At 66.7% G+C, this 17,076-nt stretch carries 12 protein-coding genes and 2 pseudogenes; 10 read left to right on the top strand and 4 right to left on the bottom strand.

The features are described from left to right. The first annotated feature begins 3 nt into the window (after positions 1–3). From kdpA to N8I84_RS01455, 5 genes and pseudogenes are all read left to right on the top strand, one after another. Positions 4–1,668 (top strand): potassium-transporting ATPase subunit KdpA, encoded by a 1,665-nt coding sequence (gene kdpA, locus N8I84_RS01475; RefSeq protein WP_263227542.1) that lies wholly within the window; start codon positions 4–6, stop codon positions 1,666–1,668. Beyond that, a complete protein-coding gene (gene kdpB, locus N8I84_RS01470; RefSeq protein ID WP_263227539.1) occupies positions 1,665–3,797 on the top strand; it encodes a potassium-transporting ATPase subunit KdpB in 2,133 nt (710 codons plus the stop codon). Before kdpA ends, kdpB begins: the two co-directional genes overlap by 4 nt. Positions 3,798–3,802: 5 nt before the next feature. Continuing rightward, on the top strand, positions 3,803–4,471 hold the full coding sequence (locus N8I84_RS01465; protein WP_263227537.1) for a potassium-transporting ATPase subunit C: 669 nt from the start codon (positions 3,803–3,805) through the stop codon (positions 4,469–4,471). Between the two features lie 134 nt (positions 4,472–4,605). Then, positions 4,606–5,289, top strand: a complete 684-nt coding sequence (locus N8I84_RS01460; protein ID WP_263227535.1) for a response regulator — start codon at positions 4,606–4,608, stop codon at positions 5,287–5,289. Positions 5,290–5,291: 2 nt separating this feature from the next. Beyond that, positions 5,292–5,792 (top strand): annotated as a pseudogene (locus N8I84_RS01455) (histidine kinase); the annotation flags it as partial. On the opposite strand, the pseudogene N8I84_RS01450 reads toward N8I84_RS01455, so the two are convergent. Continuing rightward, positions 5,785–6,043, bottom strand: a pseudogene (locus tag N8I84_RS01450) (ricin-type beta-trefoil lectin domain protein); the annotation flags it as partial. The pseudogenes N8I84_RS01455 and N8I84_RS01450 sit on opposite strands and share 8 nt — an antisense overlap. 557 nt (positions 6,044–6,600) lie before the next feature. Here N8I84_RS01450 and N8I84_RS01445 point away from each other — a divergent pair. The 4 genes from N8I84_RS01445 to N8I84_RS01430 all read left to right on the top strand — a co-directional run bounded on the left by N8I84_RS01445 (position 6,601) and on the right by N8I84_RS01430 (position 11,804). Then, complete coding sequence (locus N8I84_RS01445; RefSeq protein ID WP_263227533.1) at positions 6,601–8,154, top strand: alpha-L-arabinofuranosidase B; 1,554 nt, start codon at positions 6,601–6,603, stop codon at positions 8,152–8,154. Positions 8,155–8,300: 146 nt separating this feature from the next. Beyond that, positions 8,301–9,857: an alpha-L-arabinofuranosidase B gene (locus N8I84_RS01440; RefSeq protein ID WP_263227531.1), complete on the top strand. Its 1,557-nt coding sequence runs from the start codon at positions 8,301–8,303 to the stop codon at positions 9,855–9,857. Between the two features lie 647 nt (positions 9,858–10,504). Next, a complete protein-coding gene (locus tag N8I84_RS01435) occupies positions 10,505–11,014 on the top strand; it encodes a cupin domain-containing protein (protein WP_263227529.1) in 510 nt (169 codons plus the stop codon). Between the two features lie 211 nt (positions 11,015–11,225). Further along, positions 11,226–11,804, top strand: coding sequence for an AAA family ATPase (locus N8I84_RS01430; protein ID WP_263227527.1), 579 nt, complete (start codon positions 11,226–11,228; stop codon positions 11,802–11,804). A gap of 414 nt (positions 11,805–12,218) precedes the next feature. Here N8I84_RS01430 and N8I84_RS01425 read toward each other — a convergent pair whose 3' ends face one another. Beyond that, positions 12,219–12,779 (bottom strand): hemerythrin domain-containing protein, encoded by a 561-nt coding sequence (locus N8I84_RS01425; RefSeq protein ID WP_263227525.1) that lies wholly within the window; start codon positions 12,777–12,779, stop codon positions 12,219–12,221. A 236-nt stretch (positions 12,780–13,015) separates the two neighbouring features. On the opposite strand from N8I84_RS01425, the gene qcrB reads away from it, so the two are divergent. Then, positions 13,016–14,656 (top strand): cytochrome bc1 complex cytochrome b subunit, encoded by a 1,641-nt coding sequence (gene qcrB / locus N8I84_RS01420; RefSeq protein WP_263227524.1) that lies wholly within the window; start codon positions 13,016–13,018, stop codon positions 14,654–14,656. A gap of 149 nt (positions 14,657–14,805) precedes the next feature. Here qcrB and ctaF read toward each other — a convergent pair whose 3' ends face one another. Then, a complete protein-coding gene (ctaF, locus tag N8I84_RS01415) occupies positions 14,806–15,198 on the bottom strand; it encodes a cytochrome c oxidase subunit 4 (RefSeq protein ID WP_263227522.1) in 393 nt (130 codons plus the stop codon). After that, positions 15,195–16,913, bottom strand: coding sequence for an aa3-type cytochrome oxidase subunit I (ctaD, locus tag N8I84_RS01410; protein ID WP_263227520.1), 1,719 nt, complete (start codon positions 16,911–16,913; stop codon positions 15,195–15,197). Before ctaD ends, ctaF begins: the two co-directional genes overlap by 4 nt. Between the last annotated feature and the right edge of the window lie 163 nt (positions 16,914–17,076).

Genomic DNA, 17,076 nt, shown 5'->3' with positions numbered 1-17,076 from the left:
GACATGGGTCCCGTACTTGCCGGCGTGCTCCAGCTGCTCGCTCTGATCGGCGCGCTGGCGCTCGCCTACATCCCGCTCGGCGACTACATGGCCAAGGTCTTCTCCTCCGACAAGCACTGGCGCGTCGAGAAGTGGATCTACAAGGGCGTCGGCGCCAACCCGGACGCGGAAATGCGCTGGCCGGCATACCTGCGCGGTCTGCTCGCCTTCTCCGCGGTCAGTGTCCTGTTCCTGTACCTGCTGCAGCGGGTCCAGGGCGTGCTGCCCGGTTCGCTGGACTTCAAGTCGATCGACCCGGCGCAGGCGTTCAACACGGCCGCATCGTTCGTCACCAACACCAACTGGCAGTCGTACTCCGGCGAGCAGGCCATGGGCCACGTGGTGCAGACCGCCGGTCTGGCCGTGCAGAACTTCGTGTCGGCCGCGGTGGGTATCGCGGTGGCCGTGGCGCTGGTGCGCGGCTTCGCACGGTCGCGCACCGGTGAGCTGGGCAACTTCTGGACCGACCTGGTGCGCGGCACGATCCGCATCCTGGTGCCGGGCGCTGCCATCGCCGCGATCGTCCTCGTGGCGTGCGGCGTCATCCAGAACTTCTCCGGCATCCACGAGGTCGGTCAGTTCCTGGGCGGCTCGCAGCAGTGGAACGGCGGCGCGGTCGCCTCCCAGGAGGCCATCAAGGAGTTCGGCACGAACGGCGGCGGCTACTTCAACGCCAACTCCGCCCACCCGTTCGAGAACCCGACCCCGTTCACCAACCTCTTCGAGATCTTCCTGCTGCTGGTGATCCCGTTCTCGCTGACCCGCACGTTCGGGGTGATGGTCGGCTCGGTCAAGCAGGGCTACGCGATCCTCGCGACCATGGCCACCATCTGGATCGGCTTCGTCGCCCTCATGATGTGGGCGGAGTTCGCCCACCACGGCCCGGCCCCGCAGTTCGCGGGCGGTGCGATGGAGGGCAAGGAGGTCCGCTTCGGCGTCGGATCGTCGTCGATCTTCGCGGTGTCGACCACCCTGACCTCGACGGGAGCGGTGGACTCCTTCCACTCCTCCTTCACTGGTCTCGGCGGCGGAGTCGCCATGCTCGGCATGATGCTGGGCGAGATCGCGCCCGGTGGTACCGGCTCCGGCCTGTACGGCATGCTCGTCATGGCTGTGATCGCGGTGTTCATCGCCGGTCTGATGGTCGGCCGCACACCGGAGTACCTGGGCAAGAAGATCGGCTCCCGCGAGATCAAGCTGGCGGCCTGCTACATCCTCATCACGCCAGCCCTGGTCCTCGTCTTCACCGCGGCATCCATGGCCCTGCCCACACCTCCGCACTCGATGCTCAACTCCGGGGCCCACGGCTTCTCCGAGGTGCTGTACGCCTTCACGTCCGCGTCGAACAACAACGGTTCGGCCTTCGCCGGCCTGAACGCGAACACGGACTGGTACAACACCATGACCGGGCTCGCGATGATCCTCGGCCGCTTCCTGCCGATGGTGTTCGTCCTCGCCCTGGCCGGCTCGCTGTCCGAGCAGAAGCCGGTCCCGGTCACCGCGGGCACCTTGCGCACCGAGAAGCCGCTGTTCACCGGCCTGCTGGTGGGCGCGATCCTGATCATCACCGGCCTGACCTACTTCCCAGCCCTCGCGCTGGGTCCGCTGGCCGAGGGGCTGGCGTCATGACCACTGGCACACACGAGCAAGAGGACTCGATGTCCACAGCCACCCCGACCCAGGCGCCGCACAGCGACGTACCCACCGGGCACAAGCCTGCCGAGGGCCGTGTCGGCGCGGGCCTCTTCGACCCCAAGCAGCTCGTCAAGTCGCTGCCGGACGCCTTCCGCAAACTCGACCCGCGCGTGATGGTCAAGTCCCCCGTGATGTTCGTGGTGTGGATCGGCTCCGTGCTGACGACGCTGTTCTCATTCAAGGACCCGGGCGACTGGTTCGGCTGGGCGATCAGCGCCTGGCTGTGGCTGACCGTCGTCTTCGCCAACCTGGCGGAGGCGGTCGCCGAGGGCCGTGGCAAGGCACAGGCCGACACGTTGCGCAAGGCCAAGACCGACACCGTGGCCAGGCGGCTCGTGGGCGACACCGAGGAGCGGGTCCCTGGCACCGACCTGAAGATCGGTGACCTCGTCGTGTGCGAGGCAGGCGACATCATCCCCGGCGACGGTGACGTTGTCGAAGGCGTAGCCTCCGTCGACGAGTCGGCCATCACCGGCGAGTCGGCGCCGGTCATCCGCGAGTCCGGCGGCGACCGCAGCGCCGTCACCGGCGGTACGAAGGTCCTCTCCGACCGCATCGTCATCAAGATCACGACAAAGCCCGGTGAGACCTTCATCGACCGCATGATCAACCTGGTCGAAGGCGCGGCCCGGCAGAAGACGCCGAACGAGATCGCGTTGAACATCCTGCTGGCGTCGCTGACCATCGTCTTCCTGCTCGCGGTGGCGACGCTGCCGCCGTTCGCGACCTACGCGGGAACGCATCTGACGATGGTCGTCCTGGTGGCCCTGCTGGTCTGCCTCATCCCTACGACGATCGGCGCGCTGCTGTCCGCGATCGGCATCGCCGGCATGGACCGTCTCGTCCAGCGCAACGTCCTCGCCATGTCGGGCCGCGCGGTCGAGGCCGCCGGAGACGTCTCCACCCTGCTGCTCGACAAGACAGGCACCATCACCTTCGGCAACCGCCAGGCGTCCGAGTTCGTGCCGGTGCACGGCACCACGGAGGCCGAGGTCGCCGACGCCGCCCAGCTTTCGTCGCTGGCCGACGAGACCCCGGAGGGCCGCTCCATCGTCGTCCTGGCCAAGGAGAAGTACGGGCTGCGCCAGCGGCACCAGGGCGAACTGGTCGGCGCCGAGTGGATCGCATTCACCGCCCAGACCCGCATGTCGGGCGTGGACGTCGACGGCCGGAAGATCCGCAAGGGCGCGGCCGGTTCCGTCATCGCCTGGATCGAGGAGCACGACGGAACCGTCGCAGCGGACGCCGGCGAGATCACCAACCGGATATCCGAGGCGGGCGGCACCCCACTGCTCGTCGCCGTCCACGACGACAAGGGCGCCCGCGTACTGGGCGTGATCCATCTGAAGGACGTCGTCAAGGAGGGCATGCGCGAGCGGTTCGACGAGCTGCGCCGCATGGGCATCAGAACCGTCATGATCACCGGCGACAACCCGCTGACCGCCAAGGCGATCGCCGAGGAGGCGGGCGTGGACGACTTCCTCGCCGAGGCCACCCCCGAGGACAAGATGGCCCTCATCAAACGGGAGCAGGCCGGCGGCAAACTGGTCGCGATGACCGGCGACGGCACCAACGACGCCCCCGCCCTCGCACAGGCGGACGTCGGCGTGGCCATGAACACCGGGACGTCGGCCGCCAAGGAGGCCGGCAACATGGTCGACCTCGACTCCAACCCGACCAAGCTCATCGAGATCGTCGAGATCGGCAAGCAACTCCTCATCACCCGGGGCGCGCTCACGACGTTCTCCATCGCCAACGACGTCGCGAAGTACTTCGCGATCATCCCGGCGCTGTTCGCGGCGGTCTACCCGGGGCTGGACAAGCTGAACATCATGCACCTGGCCTCGCCGGACTCGGCGATCCTGTCCGCGGTCGTCTTCAACGCGCTGATCATCATCGCGTTGGTGCCGCTGTCCCTGAAGGGCGTGCAGTACCGGCCGATGAGCGCGGACAAGATGCTGCGCCGCAACCTCGCGATCTATGGCGTCGGCGGTCTCGTCGCGCCTTTCATCGGCATCAAGATCATCGACCTGCTCATCTCCCTCATCCCCGGAATCGGCTGATCGCCATGAACAACTCGGTAACCAACACCGCCAGGTTGCTCTGGGCCGGCCTGCGCGCCCTCCTCGTGCTGACCCTGGTGACGGGCGTCATCTATCCGCTGGTGATCACCGGCATCGCCCAGGGGCTGTTCAGCAGCAAGGCGAACGGCTCGGAGATCAAGGCGGACGGCAAGGTCGTCGGCTCCTCCCTGATCGGGCAGTCGTACAACCTGCCGCTCAAGCAGGGGCAGCAGACCCCGGACGCCGACCTGAAGTGGTTCCAGGGCCGTCCGGCGAACGGCCTCGGCGCGAACAGTGTGAACACGCGCTACAAGCTGCTCGTGTCCGGCGCCACCAACCTCTCCGCCGACAGCAAGGTGCTCATCAAGCAGGTCGAGGACGCCAAGGCCGCTGTCATCAAGGACAATTCGGTGCCCGGCTACACGGTCAGGTCGTCCGAGGTCCCCGCCGACGCGGTGACGTCCTCCGGCTCGGGTCTGGACCCGGACATCTCCCCGCAGTACGCGGAACTCCAGGTCCACCGGGTCGCGGAGAGGAACGGCCTGTCCGTCGCCGAGGTGGAGAAGCTGGTCGAGGATCACACGGAGGGCCGCACTCTCGGCTTCATGGGCGAGCCCCGCGTGAACGTCCTGGAACTCAACATCGCGCTCAAGGACCTCGTGGCGAAGCACTGATAGCCGTACGCGACACGTGCGGGAGCCGGCGGCCGACGAGCAGCCCGGATGCCGTCGACTCCGGCAAGCCGTGAAGTCGGATGCGTGGCTCCCGGCGCGCCTGGCCCGACGTACGACAGGAAGGGCACACACCCATGACCCGGGTGCTCGTGGTGGAGGACGACTCGCAGCTCGTTCGCGCCCTTGCGATCAACCTGCAGGCCCGCTGGTACGGCGTCCACGCGGCGCCCGACCGCGCCACCGCGCTCCGTCTGGCGGCCGCGCGCCAGCCGGACGTGGTGCTGCTCGACCTCGGGCTGCCCGACATGGACGGCACCGATGTGATCAGAGCGCTGCGTGACTGGACCCGAGTACCGATCCTCGTGCTGTCCGCCCGCCAGGCGTCCGACGAGAAGGTAGCCGCGCTCGACGCGGGGGCTGACGGCTACATCACCAAGCCGTTCAGCATGGACGAACTACTCGCCCGGCTGCGGGCCGCCGTCCGCCGCACGGAAGCAGCGCCGCTGGCCCCGGAGACGACGCTGGTGAAGACGGAAGGCTTCGCCATCGACCTGCTCGCCAAGAAGGTCCACCGGGACGGACGGGACGTCCGCCTGACACCCACCGAATGGCACCTGCTGCAGATCCTCGCCACCAACCCGGGCCGCCTGATCACACAGAAGGACCTGCTGCAGGAGGTCTGGGGAGTTTCCCAGAGCAACAAGACCAACTACCTGCGGGTCTACATGGCCCAGCTACGGCGCAAACTGGAAACCGACCCCGCCCACCCCTGCTATCTCATCACCGAACCCGGCATGGGTTACCGCTTCGAAGGATGACCATGGCACGCCGCAAGCTCCGGATCCACCTCGGCGCGGCTCCCGGCGTCGGCAAGACCTACGCGATGCTCTCCGAGGCGCACCGCCGGGTGGAGCGGGGCACCGACTGCGTGGTCGCCTTCGTCGAGCACCACCACCGCCTGCGCACCGAGGTGATGCTGCACGGCCTGGAGCAGACGCCGCGCAAGGAGCTCCAGTACCGGGGCAGCACGTTCACCGAGATGGACGACGACGCCGTCCTCGCGCGGCACCCCGAGGTGGCGCTCGTCGACCAACTCGCCCACACCAACGTCCCCGGCTCACGCAACGCCAAGCGCTGGCAGGACGTGGAAGAGCTGCTCGCAGCCGGCATCAACGTGATCTCCACCGTCAACATCCAGCACCTGGAGTCGCTGAGCGATGTCGGGGAGTCGATAACGGGGGTACGGCAGCGGGAGACGGTGCCGGACGAGGTCGTGCGCCGCGCCGACCAGATAGAACTGGTCGACATGTCTCGGTCAGCTGGTTGCTGTCCGTCAACGTCCACTGCTGGGTGGTCCCGGCCGAGCAGTCCCAGATCTGCAGCTAAGTGCCGTCGGTCTGGCTGGCATTGGGCACATCGAGACACCGGCCGCCACCACCGCCGCGCAAGGCGCCGCTTGGGGCGGCCTGAGCCGGGGTTGGCGACGAGCGTCGCCGCCAACGCGACCAGGGCCGCAACCGCAGCGGCGAGCACCGCGGTCAGATGTCTGCGGCTGCGCCTTCGCCTGTGCATGGGGACCTCGTAATCCTCCAGTGAGTGGTGCTGGTTGGCCGCGTCGGAGGCTGTGCAGACTGCCGATGCGGTGGCGGCGGCATGTTCGTTATGTCGAACGAAGGTCGAACTGTCGAGCAAGCTGGATCATAGAGAACCGGTGAGCGGCGTCAATACCTCTCGCATGATTCGCGGGCCGGAACGTTCGCGGGACTTGCGTCGTAGACGGGTCGACCTCCGGGTTCTCCGGTGAGCCGAGAGCCAGGACTGGCACAGACGGATGGTGACCGCCCCTGCGGCTGGGGTCCGTCGTATCCACCCTCCTGGAACGAACAGTTCGAGGTCTTGACGCCTCTCTGGAGTTCCCCGATAGTCATGCCTTGATCCGGACCGGCCGAGTGACAGCCGATTCGCCGATGAATTGTTAGCGCTAACAATTCATGGGCGGCCCGTCGGCAGATCCGCAGGCCCGGACGCGTCCGCCCGCCCTCAGGCCCCCCATCAGCCCACCCTTCGGCCCACCGCTGACCCCGTCGGGGCGCGGCTTGCCGTCCCGGTATCGATGCACAAGGGAGTTCATGGTGCCTGCGTTGCACATATTCCGACGACTGCGCCGGAGGCTCGTTGTCTCCTTGGCTGCGGCGGCGCTCGCCTTCGCCGGCCTTATCGCTTTCAGTGAAGCCTCGCACGCCGCTACACAAGGGCCCTGCGACATCTACGCCGCGGGCGGCACGCCGTGCGTCGCGGCGCACAGCACCACCCGCGCGCTGTTCGCCTCCTACAACGGCCCGCTTTACCAGGTGCAGCGCGCGTCGGACAGCTCGTTGCAGGACATCGGGGTACTGTCCGCCGGAGGTGTCGCCAACGCCGTGGCGCAGGACTCCTTCTGCGCGGGCACCACCTGCACCATCACCCGCGTCTACGACCAGACCGGCGGCGGCAACACCCTGGTGTATCAGGGACCCGGCGGGACCGGCGGCGCCGACACGGCGGCCACCGCGAACACCGAAGCGCTCAGCGTGGGCGGCCAGGAGGCTTACGCGCTCTACATCAACCCCGGCAACAGCTACTTTGCGTACAACTCCACCGGGGGCGTGCCGACCGGCAGCTCACCCGAGGGCGAGTACATGGTCACCAGCGGAACCCACGTCAACGGCGGCTGCTGCTTCGACTACGGCAACACGGAGACCGACCACAAGGCCGACGGCAACGGCGCCATGGACGCGATCAACTTCAGCACCGAATGCTGGTTCGGCGGCTGTAACGGAACTGGGCCGTGGGTGCAGGCGGACCTGGAGAACGGCTTGTTCTCCGGCGGCAGCAAGACGTGGAATCCCAACCAGGTGTCCGAGACCAGCCACTTCGTCACCGCGATGCTCAAGAACAACGGCACCACCCAAATGGCGCTCAAGGGCGCCAACGCGCAGTCCGGGAGTCTGACCCAGTTCTACAGCGGCGCACTGCCCACCGGGTACAACCCGATGCACAAGCAGGGCGCCATCATCCTCGGCAGCGGCGGTGACTGCTGCCAGACCAACCGCAACGCGAGCGCGGGCACCTTCTACGAGGGCGCGATGGTCAAGGGCTACCCCTCCGACGCCATCGACGCCGCGGTCCAGGCCAACATCGCCGCGGCCGGCTACAGCACCACCACCCCCTTCACCTCGGGCGCGAAGGTATCGCTGCAGGCCACCACCTCATGCTGCACCACCGACTACCTGCAGCACGACACCAGCGACGACAACGTCGTGATCGCGCCGGTGACCTCCAGCAGCTCCTCCACCGTCAAGGGCGACGCCACCTGGATCGTCCGCGCCGGCCTGGCCAACAGCAACTGCGTCTCCTTCGAGTCGGCGAACACACCCGGCAGTTACATCAGGCACTACGCGTTCCAGCTCCACCTGCAGCCCAATGACGGCACCAGCCAGTTCGCCGCCGACGCCACCTTCTGTTCCAAGCCAGGAAACAGTGGGACGGGCTATTCCCTGCAGTCCTTCAACTACCCGGCCAAGTACATCCGTCACTACAGCTTCACCGGCTACATCGCAAGCGACGGCGGTACCAACGCCTGGGACACCACCTCGCTGTGGGCCCAGGACACCAGCTGGCTCGTCGCCGCCCCCTGGAGCTGACGAGCAACCAGCGCCGGGTCCGGTGCCGAAGACCGCCGAAGCCGCACCGCACTCGGAGGCGTCTACGCAACCCGCGACGTCCGCACAGCCGGACACCGGGGTTCGTCGACGCACGCATCACACCCCACCCAGTGAAGGAGTCCTTCATGCTCAAGCCACCGTGGATACGCAGCGTCAGACGCGCGCTCCTCGCGGCGGGTGCCACCGCCGCGCTCGCCGCCGGCCTGCTCACCGCCACGGCCACCACCTCGCAGGCCGCCACCCAGGGGCCGTGCGACATCTACGCCGCAGGCGGCACCCCCTGCGTCGCGGCGCACAGCACCACCCGCGCCCTGTACGGGGCGTACAACGGCCCGCTGTACCAGATCAGGCGCGCCTCGGACAACAGCACCCTGAACATCGGCCTGCTGAGCACCGGCGGATACGCCAACGCCGCCGCGCAGGATTCGTTCTGCGCCAACACGAGCTGCGTCATCACCGTCATCTACGACCAGTCCGGCAAGGGCAACAATCTCACCCAGGCACCCGCGGGCGGAGCCGCCGGAGGGCCGGACAACCTCGCCAACGCCTTCGAGGCGCCGGTCACCGTCGGCGGGCACGAGGCCTACGGCGTCTACGTCGCCCCCGGCACCGGCTACCGCAACAACAACACCAACGGCATCGCCACCGGAGACCAACCCGAGGGCATGTACGCGATCTTCGACGGCACGCACTTCAACGGCGGCTGTTGCTTCGACTACGGCAACGCCGAGACCAGCAGCACCGACACCGGCAACGGCCACATGGAGGCCATCTACTTCGGCAACAGCAAGGCGTGGGGCTACGGCAGCGGCAACGGCCCCTGGGTCATGGCAGACCTGGAGAACGGCCTGTTCTCCGGGGTCAACCGCACATTCAACGCGGGCGACCCCACCGTCAACAACCGGTTCCTGACCGCCATGGTCAAGGGCGGCCCGAACCAGTGGGCCATCCGCGGCGGCGACGCCCAGTCGGGCAGCCTGTCCACCTACTACAGCGGCGTGCGCCCCAACGTCTCCGGCTACAACCCGATGCACAAGGAAGGCGCGATCATCCTCGGCATCGGCGGCGACAACAGCAAGGGCGCCCAAGGCACCTTCTACGAAGGCGTCATGACCTCGGGCTACCCCTCGGACGCCACCGAGAACGCCGTACAGGCCAACATCACCGCCGCCGGCTACAACAGCGGTTCAACCAGCACCGGCTCGCTGACGCCCGGCTCCCGGATCTCCCTGCAGGCCACTACTGCCCCCTGCTGCACCTCGGACTACCTCCGCCACGACGACGCCGACACCAAGGTCGTCATCTCCAACATCAACTCCTCCAGCTCGGCCACCGACAAGGCTGACGCGACGTGGATCGTCCGCGCCGGTCTGGCCAACAGCTCCTGCCTGTCCTTCGAGTCCGCCAACAACCCCGGCCAGTTCCTGCGCCACTACAACTACGAGCTCTACCTGAACACGGACAACGGCGCCAGCACGTTCGCGCAGGACGCCACCTTCTGCCCCACCACGGGCAACAGCGGAGTCGGCCACTCCTTCCAGTCCGTCAATTACCCGACGAAGTACATCCGCCACTACAACTTCACGGCCTACATAGCCAGCAATGGCGGCTCCAACGCCTGGGACTCCACGTCGTCATGGGCCCAGGACACCAGTTGGCTCACCGCATCTCCCTGGAGCTGACGAGCAACCGACCTCTCTGAGCGCCTCCAGCGCACGGTGACCCACCCGATGAGGGTGCCAGGCAGGTCGAGTGCGGCACGATAGGCAACCAACGAAGCTCCTGTGCCGGTGGGTTGAGATTTGGTACACGTCCCTCAACGGCACGGGAGCCTCGTGCGTTGCACACCCTGCCTACACCTACCTCAGGAGCGGACTCACCCTGAGCGAACTCAGCGTCATCCGAGGCTGGGGCTGGAGAACTGCGACGAACTCGTCCAGCAGTTCTTCCGCGGTCTTCACCCATCGGTGATCTCGGGTGGCCGCACTCGTCTTCGACCTACCCCGCATTTGCCTGTGGTTCCGGCATCGCCAACATTCTTCTGACCGTCCCGGTGGCGGAGCGGGGGCTTGTCGGTGTAGATGTCGCGGCCGCGGGTGACGCCACGGCCTCGGCCTTGTCGCGGTCACCCAACGCCCAGCGAGAGCGTTCCAAAACCGCCCCCGCCCGGGCGCATCACGGGCGTTCGTGGACGGCGACCTCTATCACGGTGGCAGGCCGGTGCTGTTCGCTTGTGGGCGCCCAGGACCCGAGATCATTCGCAAACCCGGTGTGGCTTCTAGAGGCGGAGGCCACCATTCTGGTGGAGACCTGCGAAGGAGAGTGCATCATGTCCTACCTGGAGTACCCGAAGCCCCGTTACCATGGCGCGAAGGGCGAAGTGAACTCTGTCTTCCGCCCGGCCGACACCCCGCCGGACATCTCCTCGCCCGGTGCCTCGACGCACTACCTCGCCACCAACGCGTCGACCGGCGGCGAATTCGGTCTGTACAAGGTGGAGTTGGGTGCACGGTCCCCTGGAGCCAAGACTCACTTCCACAAGGCGATGTCGGAGTCCTTCTACATCCTCTCCGGCGAACTGGAGCTCTACAACGGCGAGAAGTGGGTCACGGGCCGCGTGGGCGACTTCCTGTACGTGCCGGTCGGCGGCCTGCACGCCTTCAAGAACGTGACCGACGAGCCCACGTCCATGCTCATGCTCTTCTCTCCAGGCGCCCCACGCGAGGAATACTTCGAGCGGGTCGCGGAGATGGCGCAACGCAGCGCCGAGGAACTCAAACAGTTTCGCCTGCGGCACGATAGCTTCTTCGTGGAGGACTTCGATCCCAGGACGGAGTAGTCCGCGTCCGATGACCTCCAGCAGAGCTGGGGATCGGCGGACGGTATGTGAGTCAATATCTGTTTCGGATTGAGTGCGCTCAGGCTGAGCGACCGGCCGCGATGGCATGCTTGAGGGACGTGGCATTGGCAGCTGAGCTGGGGCTTCGGCCGTCCCGGGACTGTGTCGGAGCACTCACTCGGTCGAAGCTGCACCTTGCCTGATCGCGGCGATGGCGTCGCTGGCCCGGGATGGCCATGTCTACGCTGGCGGCGTGACATTGGTGTGGGTGACGGGCAATTCAGGGACTGGTAAGTCCACGGTCTGCGGAGCGTTGCGAGAACGTGGCTACTTCGCGCTCGACGCCGACGAGGACGGCTTCAGCCGCTGGATCGACCGAGCCAAGGGCGAGGTCGTGATGGATCCTCCGTATCCTGTTCCCGAGGGTTGGCTCGATCGATACGGATGGGCGATCGTCCGCGAGCGCGTTGAGAACCTCGTCGAGGAGTCTCGTTTCCGAATCGCGTTCTTGTGCGGGTCGGCGGAGAACGAGACAGACGTCCGCGATCTTTTCGACCTCATCGTGTGCCTGGTGATCAACGAGGACACCCTCCGCCACCGGCTCGCGACCCGCACTACGAACGCATTCGGTCAACACCCCGAAGAGCTCGCGGCGGCCCTGAAGTGGAATCCTCGGATGCGAGCGATCTACGAAAGCCGTGGTGCGACGATCATCGATGCTTCCAAGCCGGTGACCGAGGTGGTGGAGAGCGTGATCGATGCAGTCCAGCAGCTGAGAGGCGGTGCGTAAGATGATGTCCGCTTCGCGCGTTCGGGAGAGGAAAGCGGGCTGGTGTCGCCGGAAGGGTACGGCCTCTGCTGGGTGAACAAGCCCTGCTCGGTCTCGACCAGGATTCCGCGCTCGGAGCGGGACAAGCTGGAGCGGTCGCGGTTCCTCTCCCATGCGGTGAGCCACCACGGTGCCACGCTGGGTGGTCTCCCGGCTGGTGAACGGCAGCTGCCGGCGGCAGCGCCGACGCGGTCGCCGCGTGTCAAACGCAGTCTGCCGACTCCCGGTTGTCTCCGGCCGGACCGCCGGGGATCGCGCGCCGGCCCCGGGGAGGGCTCGGTCGTCGGTGGCTGGACGCGCGCGACGGCGTACGGTGGGGCGGCGCCCGGTCGCGTCGGTGTCCTCCGCGTCGGCGTGACGAAGACGGATGTCGTGTCACTGCCGGCCGCGGCGTGTCACGAGGTCGCGGAGGCGATCCCAAGGACCCCACACCTGCGCGGTGACCTTTGTCATCGGAGCCGACTCGGGTGCGCCCGGCCGGGGCCGAGTGGGTGTGGAAGCCTCCGTGTCGCGGGCCCTGGCGCCCAGCTCCTGCAGGACATCAGCGGGACACACTGCTTGGAGACGCGGGAAAATGAGCTGCTCCTCCTCGACCACGTGTTCCGTCACACGGGTGATCACGGACAGCAGGAGGTGCCCGAACTCCGCACTCTCCGCTTCCTGAGCTTCCAGGGAATTCAGAAGCCCCTCGATCTCGCGGTGCTCGGTTAGTTCGCGGTCCGCCCAGGTGTCGCCGTCCGTCACGTATCGGCGCATCGCGGGATAGAGGTACTCCTTCTCTGTCACGGAGTGGCGTACCAGGCTGCTGCTGACCTGCTCGACAAGAATCTTCCGTTCTTCGCTGCCGGGCGGCGAGGAACGGATGCGGCCGAAAAGACGCTGAATCTCTCGGTGGTCTGCCGTCAGTACCTCGATGATGCCGCTGCGACTGGGCACTTCGACTCCCTGGTGGCGTCCTGCTCCGTTCGGCGTCGTGTACCAGGCGGCAATCGGGGGTGGAGGCACCCGGTCGCCGTTGAAAAGCCGTGTGCTACGGCATGCCTGCGCACTGCGCCTCGGGATGACTACCAAGATTGAATCACGCGGCACTCGGTGCTCCCGGCGTGCCGCGCGGCCGACCGAGCTGCGCGGCACGCCGGTACGGGAGAGGACGTAAAGGAGCGTGGTGTTGCGTGCTGATGCGGCGGCACAAGGCGAGGCTGGAGGCGAAGGCCCGGCAGGCGGCGTTCCAGGCGTACGTGGTGATGGACCGGCGTGCGCCCGTCTCGGAGCTGGCCGGACAGCTGCTGCGCAAGGCTTTCCCCGACCACTGGTCGTTCCTGCTCGGTGAGATCGCACTCTACAGCTTCGTGCTTCTGGTTCTGACCGGCAGTTACCTGACGCTGTACTTCGATCCGAGCCTGGCCGAAGTGACTTACGCAGGTTCGTACAAGCCCTTGCAGGGCCTGCTGGTCACCAAGGCGTACGAGTCAACGCTACATATGAGCTTCGAGGTGCGCGGTGGTCTGCTGATTCGCCAGATGCACCATTGGGCCGCTCTCGTCTTCGTCGCGGCCATCGGTGTGCACATGCTGAGGATCTTCTTCACCGGCGCCTTCCGCCGCCCGCGAGAGCTCAACTGGTTCATCGGCGTGACCCTGTTTCTGTTGGCCCTCCTGGAAGGGTTCTGCGGTTACTCACTCCCGGACGACCTGCTGTCCGGCACCGGGCTGCGCACCGCCAACACCATCGTGATGTCGATTCCGGTCGTCGGGACGTATCTGGCCTTCTTCGCCTGGGGTGGTGCCTACCCCGGCACGATGCTCAGCCAGCGGCTCTATATCGTGCACGTCCTGTTCGCCCCCGGCCTGCTGATCGCCCTGATCACCGTGCATCTGATCATGGTGGTCTACCTGAAGCACACACAGTGGGCGGCACCCGGGAAGACCAACCGGAACGCGGTGGGGCAACCGATGTATCCCGCGTTCACCGCCAGATCGGCCGGCCTGTCCCTGATCGTCTTCGGCGTCACCGCGCTGCTGGCTGCGGTCGCACAGATCAACCCCGTGTGGAACTACGGCCCGTACGTCGCCGACCAGGTCTCCACCGACGCCCAGCCGGACTGGTACGTCGGATTCCTCGAAGGGGCGTTGAGGCTCATGCCGGGCGTGGAGACCAACGTCGCCGGCCACACCTTCATGTGGAACGTCCTGCTGCCTGCGGTCGTCCTGCCGGCGCTGCTGTTCCTGGTGCTGTACCTTTACCCCGTCTTCGAGCGATGGGTGACCGGGGACCTGGTGGAGCACCATCTGTGCGATCGGCCCCGTGACCGGCCGGTACGCACCGGGCTGGGAGTGGCGGCCGTCGTCTTCTACGCCGTGCTGCTCCTGGCCGGCGGCAACGACGTGATCGCCTATGAGTTCGGTGTTTCCGTCAACGCCCTCACCTGGGCCTTCCGTGTCGCTGTCATCGTCGGTCCGGTCCTCGCCCACCTCCTCACCCGGCGTATCTGCCTCGCGCTGCAACTGCACGAGCGCCGGCTGTACCAGGAGGGCGAGGAGACGGGCGTGGTGCTCCAGGACCTTGCGGGCGGCATGGGCGAGCGCCATACCGGTCTCGACCGGGAGCAGCGCTACCGCCTGCTGGTCAGGGAACTTCCCAGGCCGCTGGAGCATCCAGGACGTCAGGCACCGCTGCGCCGCCGGATCAAGGCGTCGCTCAGCTCGTGGTACTACCGCGACCGCGTCGAACTGCCCACCACGACGGAGGAACGTCTGCAGATCACGGGCCGCACAGCGGATCCGGTGTCGGGCGGGGTCGACGGGGAAGAGTGAAGGGTCCGGCTCTGGAGCAGCAGGGCACAGCAGGGACGGCGGACACGAGCCCTCGGCCGTTGAGAGCCGATGTCCCACCGACCACGCGAGTGTCGGCGCCCCGGGACCCCAGCCGATGGCAGGGCGGCCGAGGTGCGGCCGCATCTGTCTCAATGACCCTCGCGCGCTCCGAACTGGAAGACCATGCCGAAGACACCGGGCCAGAGGAGACCGAACCCGATGAGGATGATCCACACGCCGTAGACGATGCCGACGGCGACCACCGCAGCGCCTAGCGCAGTGATGACCGGGTAGACGCTGTGCGGCGGGAAGAAGTCGATCGTGCCGCTGCGCTCGCGGACGTCGGAGTCCGGGCGGTCCTCGGGGCGCGCGCCTTTGCGTCGGTAGTTGATCAGGCAGAAGAATGCGATCACCGACGACATGCCGAACGACACGCTCAGCGCGGCGATGCCGGCGGGCTCGCGCGCGAACCAGATGTACGCGGCGTCGGTGAAGAGGAAGAACAGTGCCACGCCCGCGAAGAGGTATCCCTCGGACTTCATTCGCTCTGCTCTCCCAGGGGGTCGGGGGTCGGCTCCACCGTGCCGCGTTCCGGTGGACCGAGCTCCTGGCGCACCTCGGGGTGGTGCAGATCGAACGCAGGGGAGTCGGACCGTACGCGAGGCAGCGCGGTGAAGTTGTGCCGGGGTGGGGGACACGAGGTCGCCCACTCGAGGGAGCGGCCCCAGCCCCAGGGATCGTCCGCGTCGACCATCGGGGCGTACCGCGCGGTCTTCCACACGTTGTACAGGAAGGGCAGGGTGGAGACACCGACCAGGAAGGCGCCGACCGTCGAGATGGTGTTCAGGGCGGTGAAGCCGTCGGTGGGCAGGTAGTCCGAGTAACGGCGGGGCATCCCGATCTCCCCGAGCCAGTGCTGGACGAGGAAGGTCGCCTGGAAACCGATGAACAGCGTCCAGAAATGGATCTTCCCCAGGCGTTCGTCGAGCAGCTTGCCGGTCATCTTCGGCCACCAGAAGTAGAAGCCGCCGAACATGGCGAAGACGATCGTCCCGAAGAGCACGTAGTGCAGGTGCGCGACGATGAAGTAGCTGTCGGTCAGGTGGAAGTCGAGGGCGGGAGAGGCGATGATCACGCCGCTGAGACCGCCGAGCAGGAAGGTCACCAGGAAGCCGGCCGACCAGAGCATCGGCGTTTCGAAGGACACGCTGCCCCGCCACATGGTGCCGATCCAGTTGAAGAACTTGACCCCCGTCGGCACGCCGATCAGGAACGACAGCAAGGAGAAGAACGGCAGCAACACTGCTCCGGTGGCGAACATATGGTGAGCCCACACGGTGGCTGACAGCACCGTGATGGCGATCGTCGCGCCCACCATGCCGACGTACCCGAACACCGGCTTTCGGCTGAACACCGGGATGATCTCCGTGACGACGCCGAAGAACGGCAGGGCCACGATGTAGACCTCCGGATGGCCGAAGAACCAGAACAGGTGCTGCCACAGCAGTGCCCCGCCGGTAGCGGAGTCGAAGATGTGGGCACCGTAGGCCCGATCGGCCACCAGGGCCAGCAGGATCGCGGTGAACACCGGGAAGGCCAGCAGCACGAGGATCGACGTGAACAGGATGTTCCATGTGAAGATCGGCATCCTGAACATGGTCATGCCCGGGACCCGCAGGGACAGGATGGTGGCGATGAAGTTGACGGCGCCGAGTGTGGTGCTCACGCCCGCGACCGCCAGGCCCATGGCCCACAGGTCGCCGCCGTGGCCGGGGGAGTGGACCGCGTCGTTCAGTGGTGAGTAGGCGAACCAGCCGAACGCCGCCGGACCCTGATCGACGAAGAAGCCGGAGACGACGATCAGCCCACCGAAGAGGAACAGCCAGTACGACAATGCGTTCAGGCGAGGGAAGGCGACGTCGGGGGCACCGATCTGCAGAGGCATGACAGCGTTCGCGAACCCGGCGAACGTGGGGGTCGCGAACAGCAGCATCATGATCGTGCCATGGATCGTGAACAGCTCGTTGTACTGCTGATTGGTGACGATCTGCAGTCCGGGGCGGGCCAGCTCGGCACGCATGATCATCGCCAGCACACCGGCGAACAGGAAGAACCCGAACGAGGTGAAGAAGTACAGGTGTGCGATCTTCTTGTGATCGGTGGTCGTCAGGTAGTCCCTGATGCGCTCCGCCGCAGGGACCCGAGGCTCACGGGTGGTGACTCGCGGTTCGCCCGGCTCTGGGTATGTCTGTGTCATGAGCGCCCTCCGTGCGCTGAACCGATCGAAGCCGCCTCCGCAGGACGCGAGCACAGCAGCAGTTCCTACTGGCAGGGGCTGAACCGCCCGAGGCGCTTCCGATGCCCTGACCGCCTGCCGGCCTTCGCCGGTCACGCGGGCCATCACGGCTTTGTGGCGTCCC

Origin of the sequence: Streptomyces cynarae, assembly GCF_025642135.1 — a bacterium.
GTDB lineage: Bacteria > Actinomycetota > Actinomycetes > Streptomycetales > Streptomycetaceae > Streptomyces > Streptomyces cynarae.
Note: the sequence above shows the minus strand (reverse complement) of the source record. Positions and strands in the feature narration are given on the sequence as shown.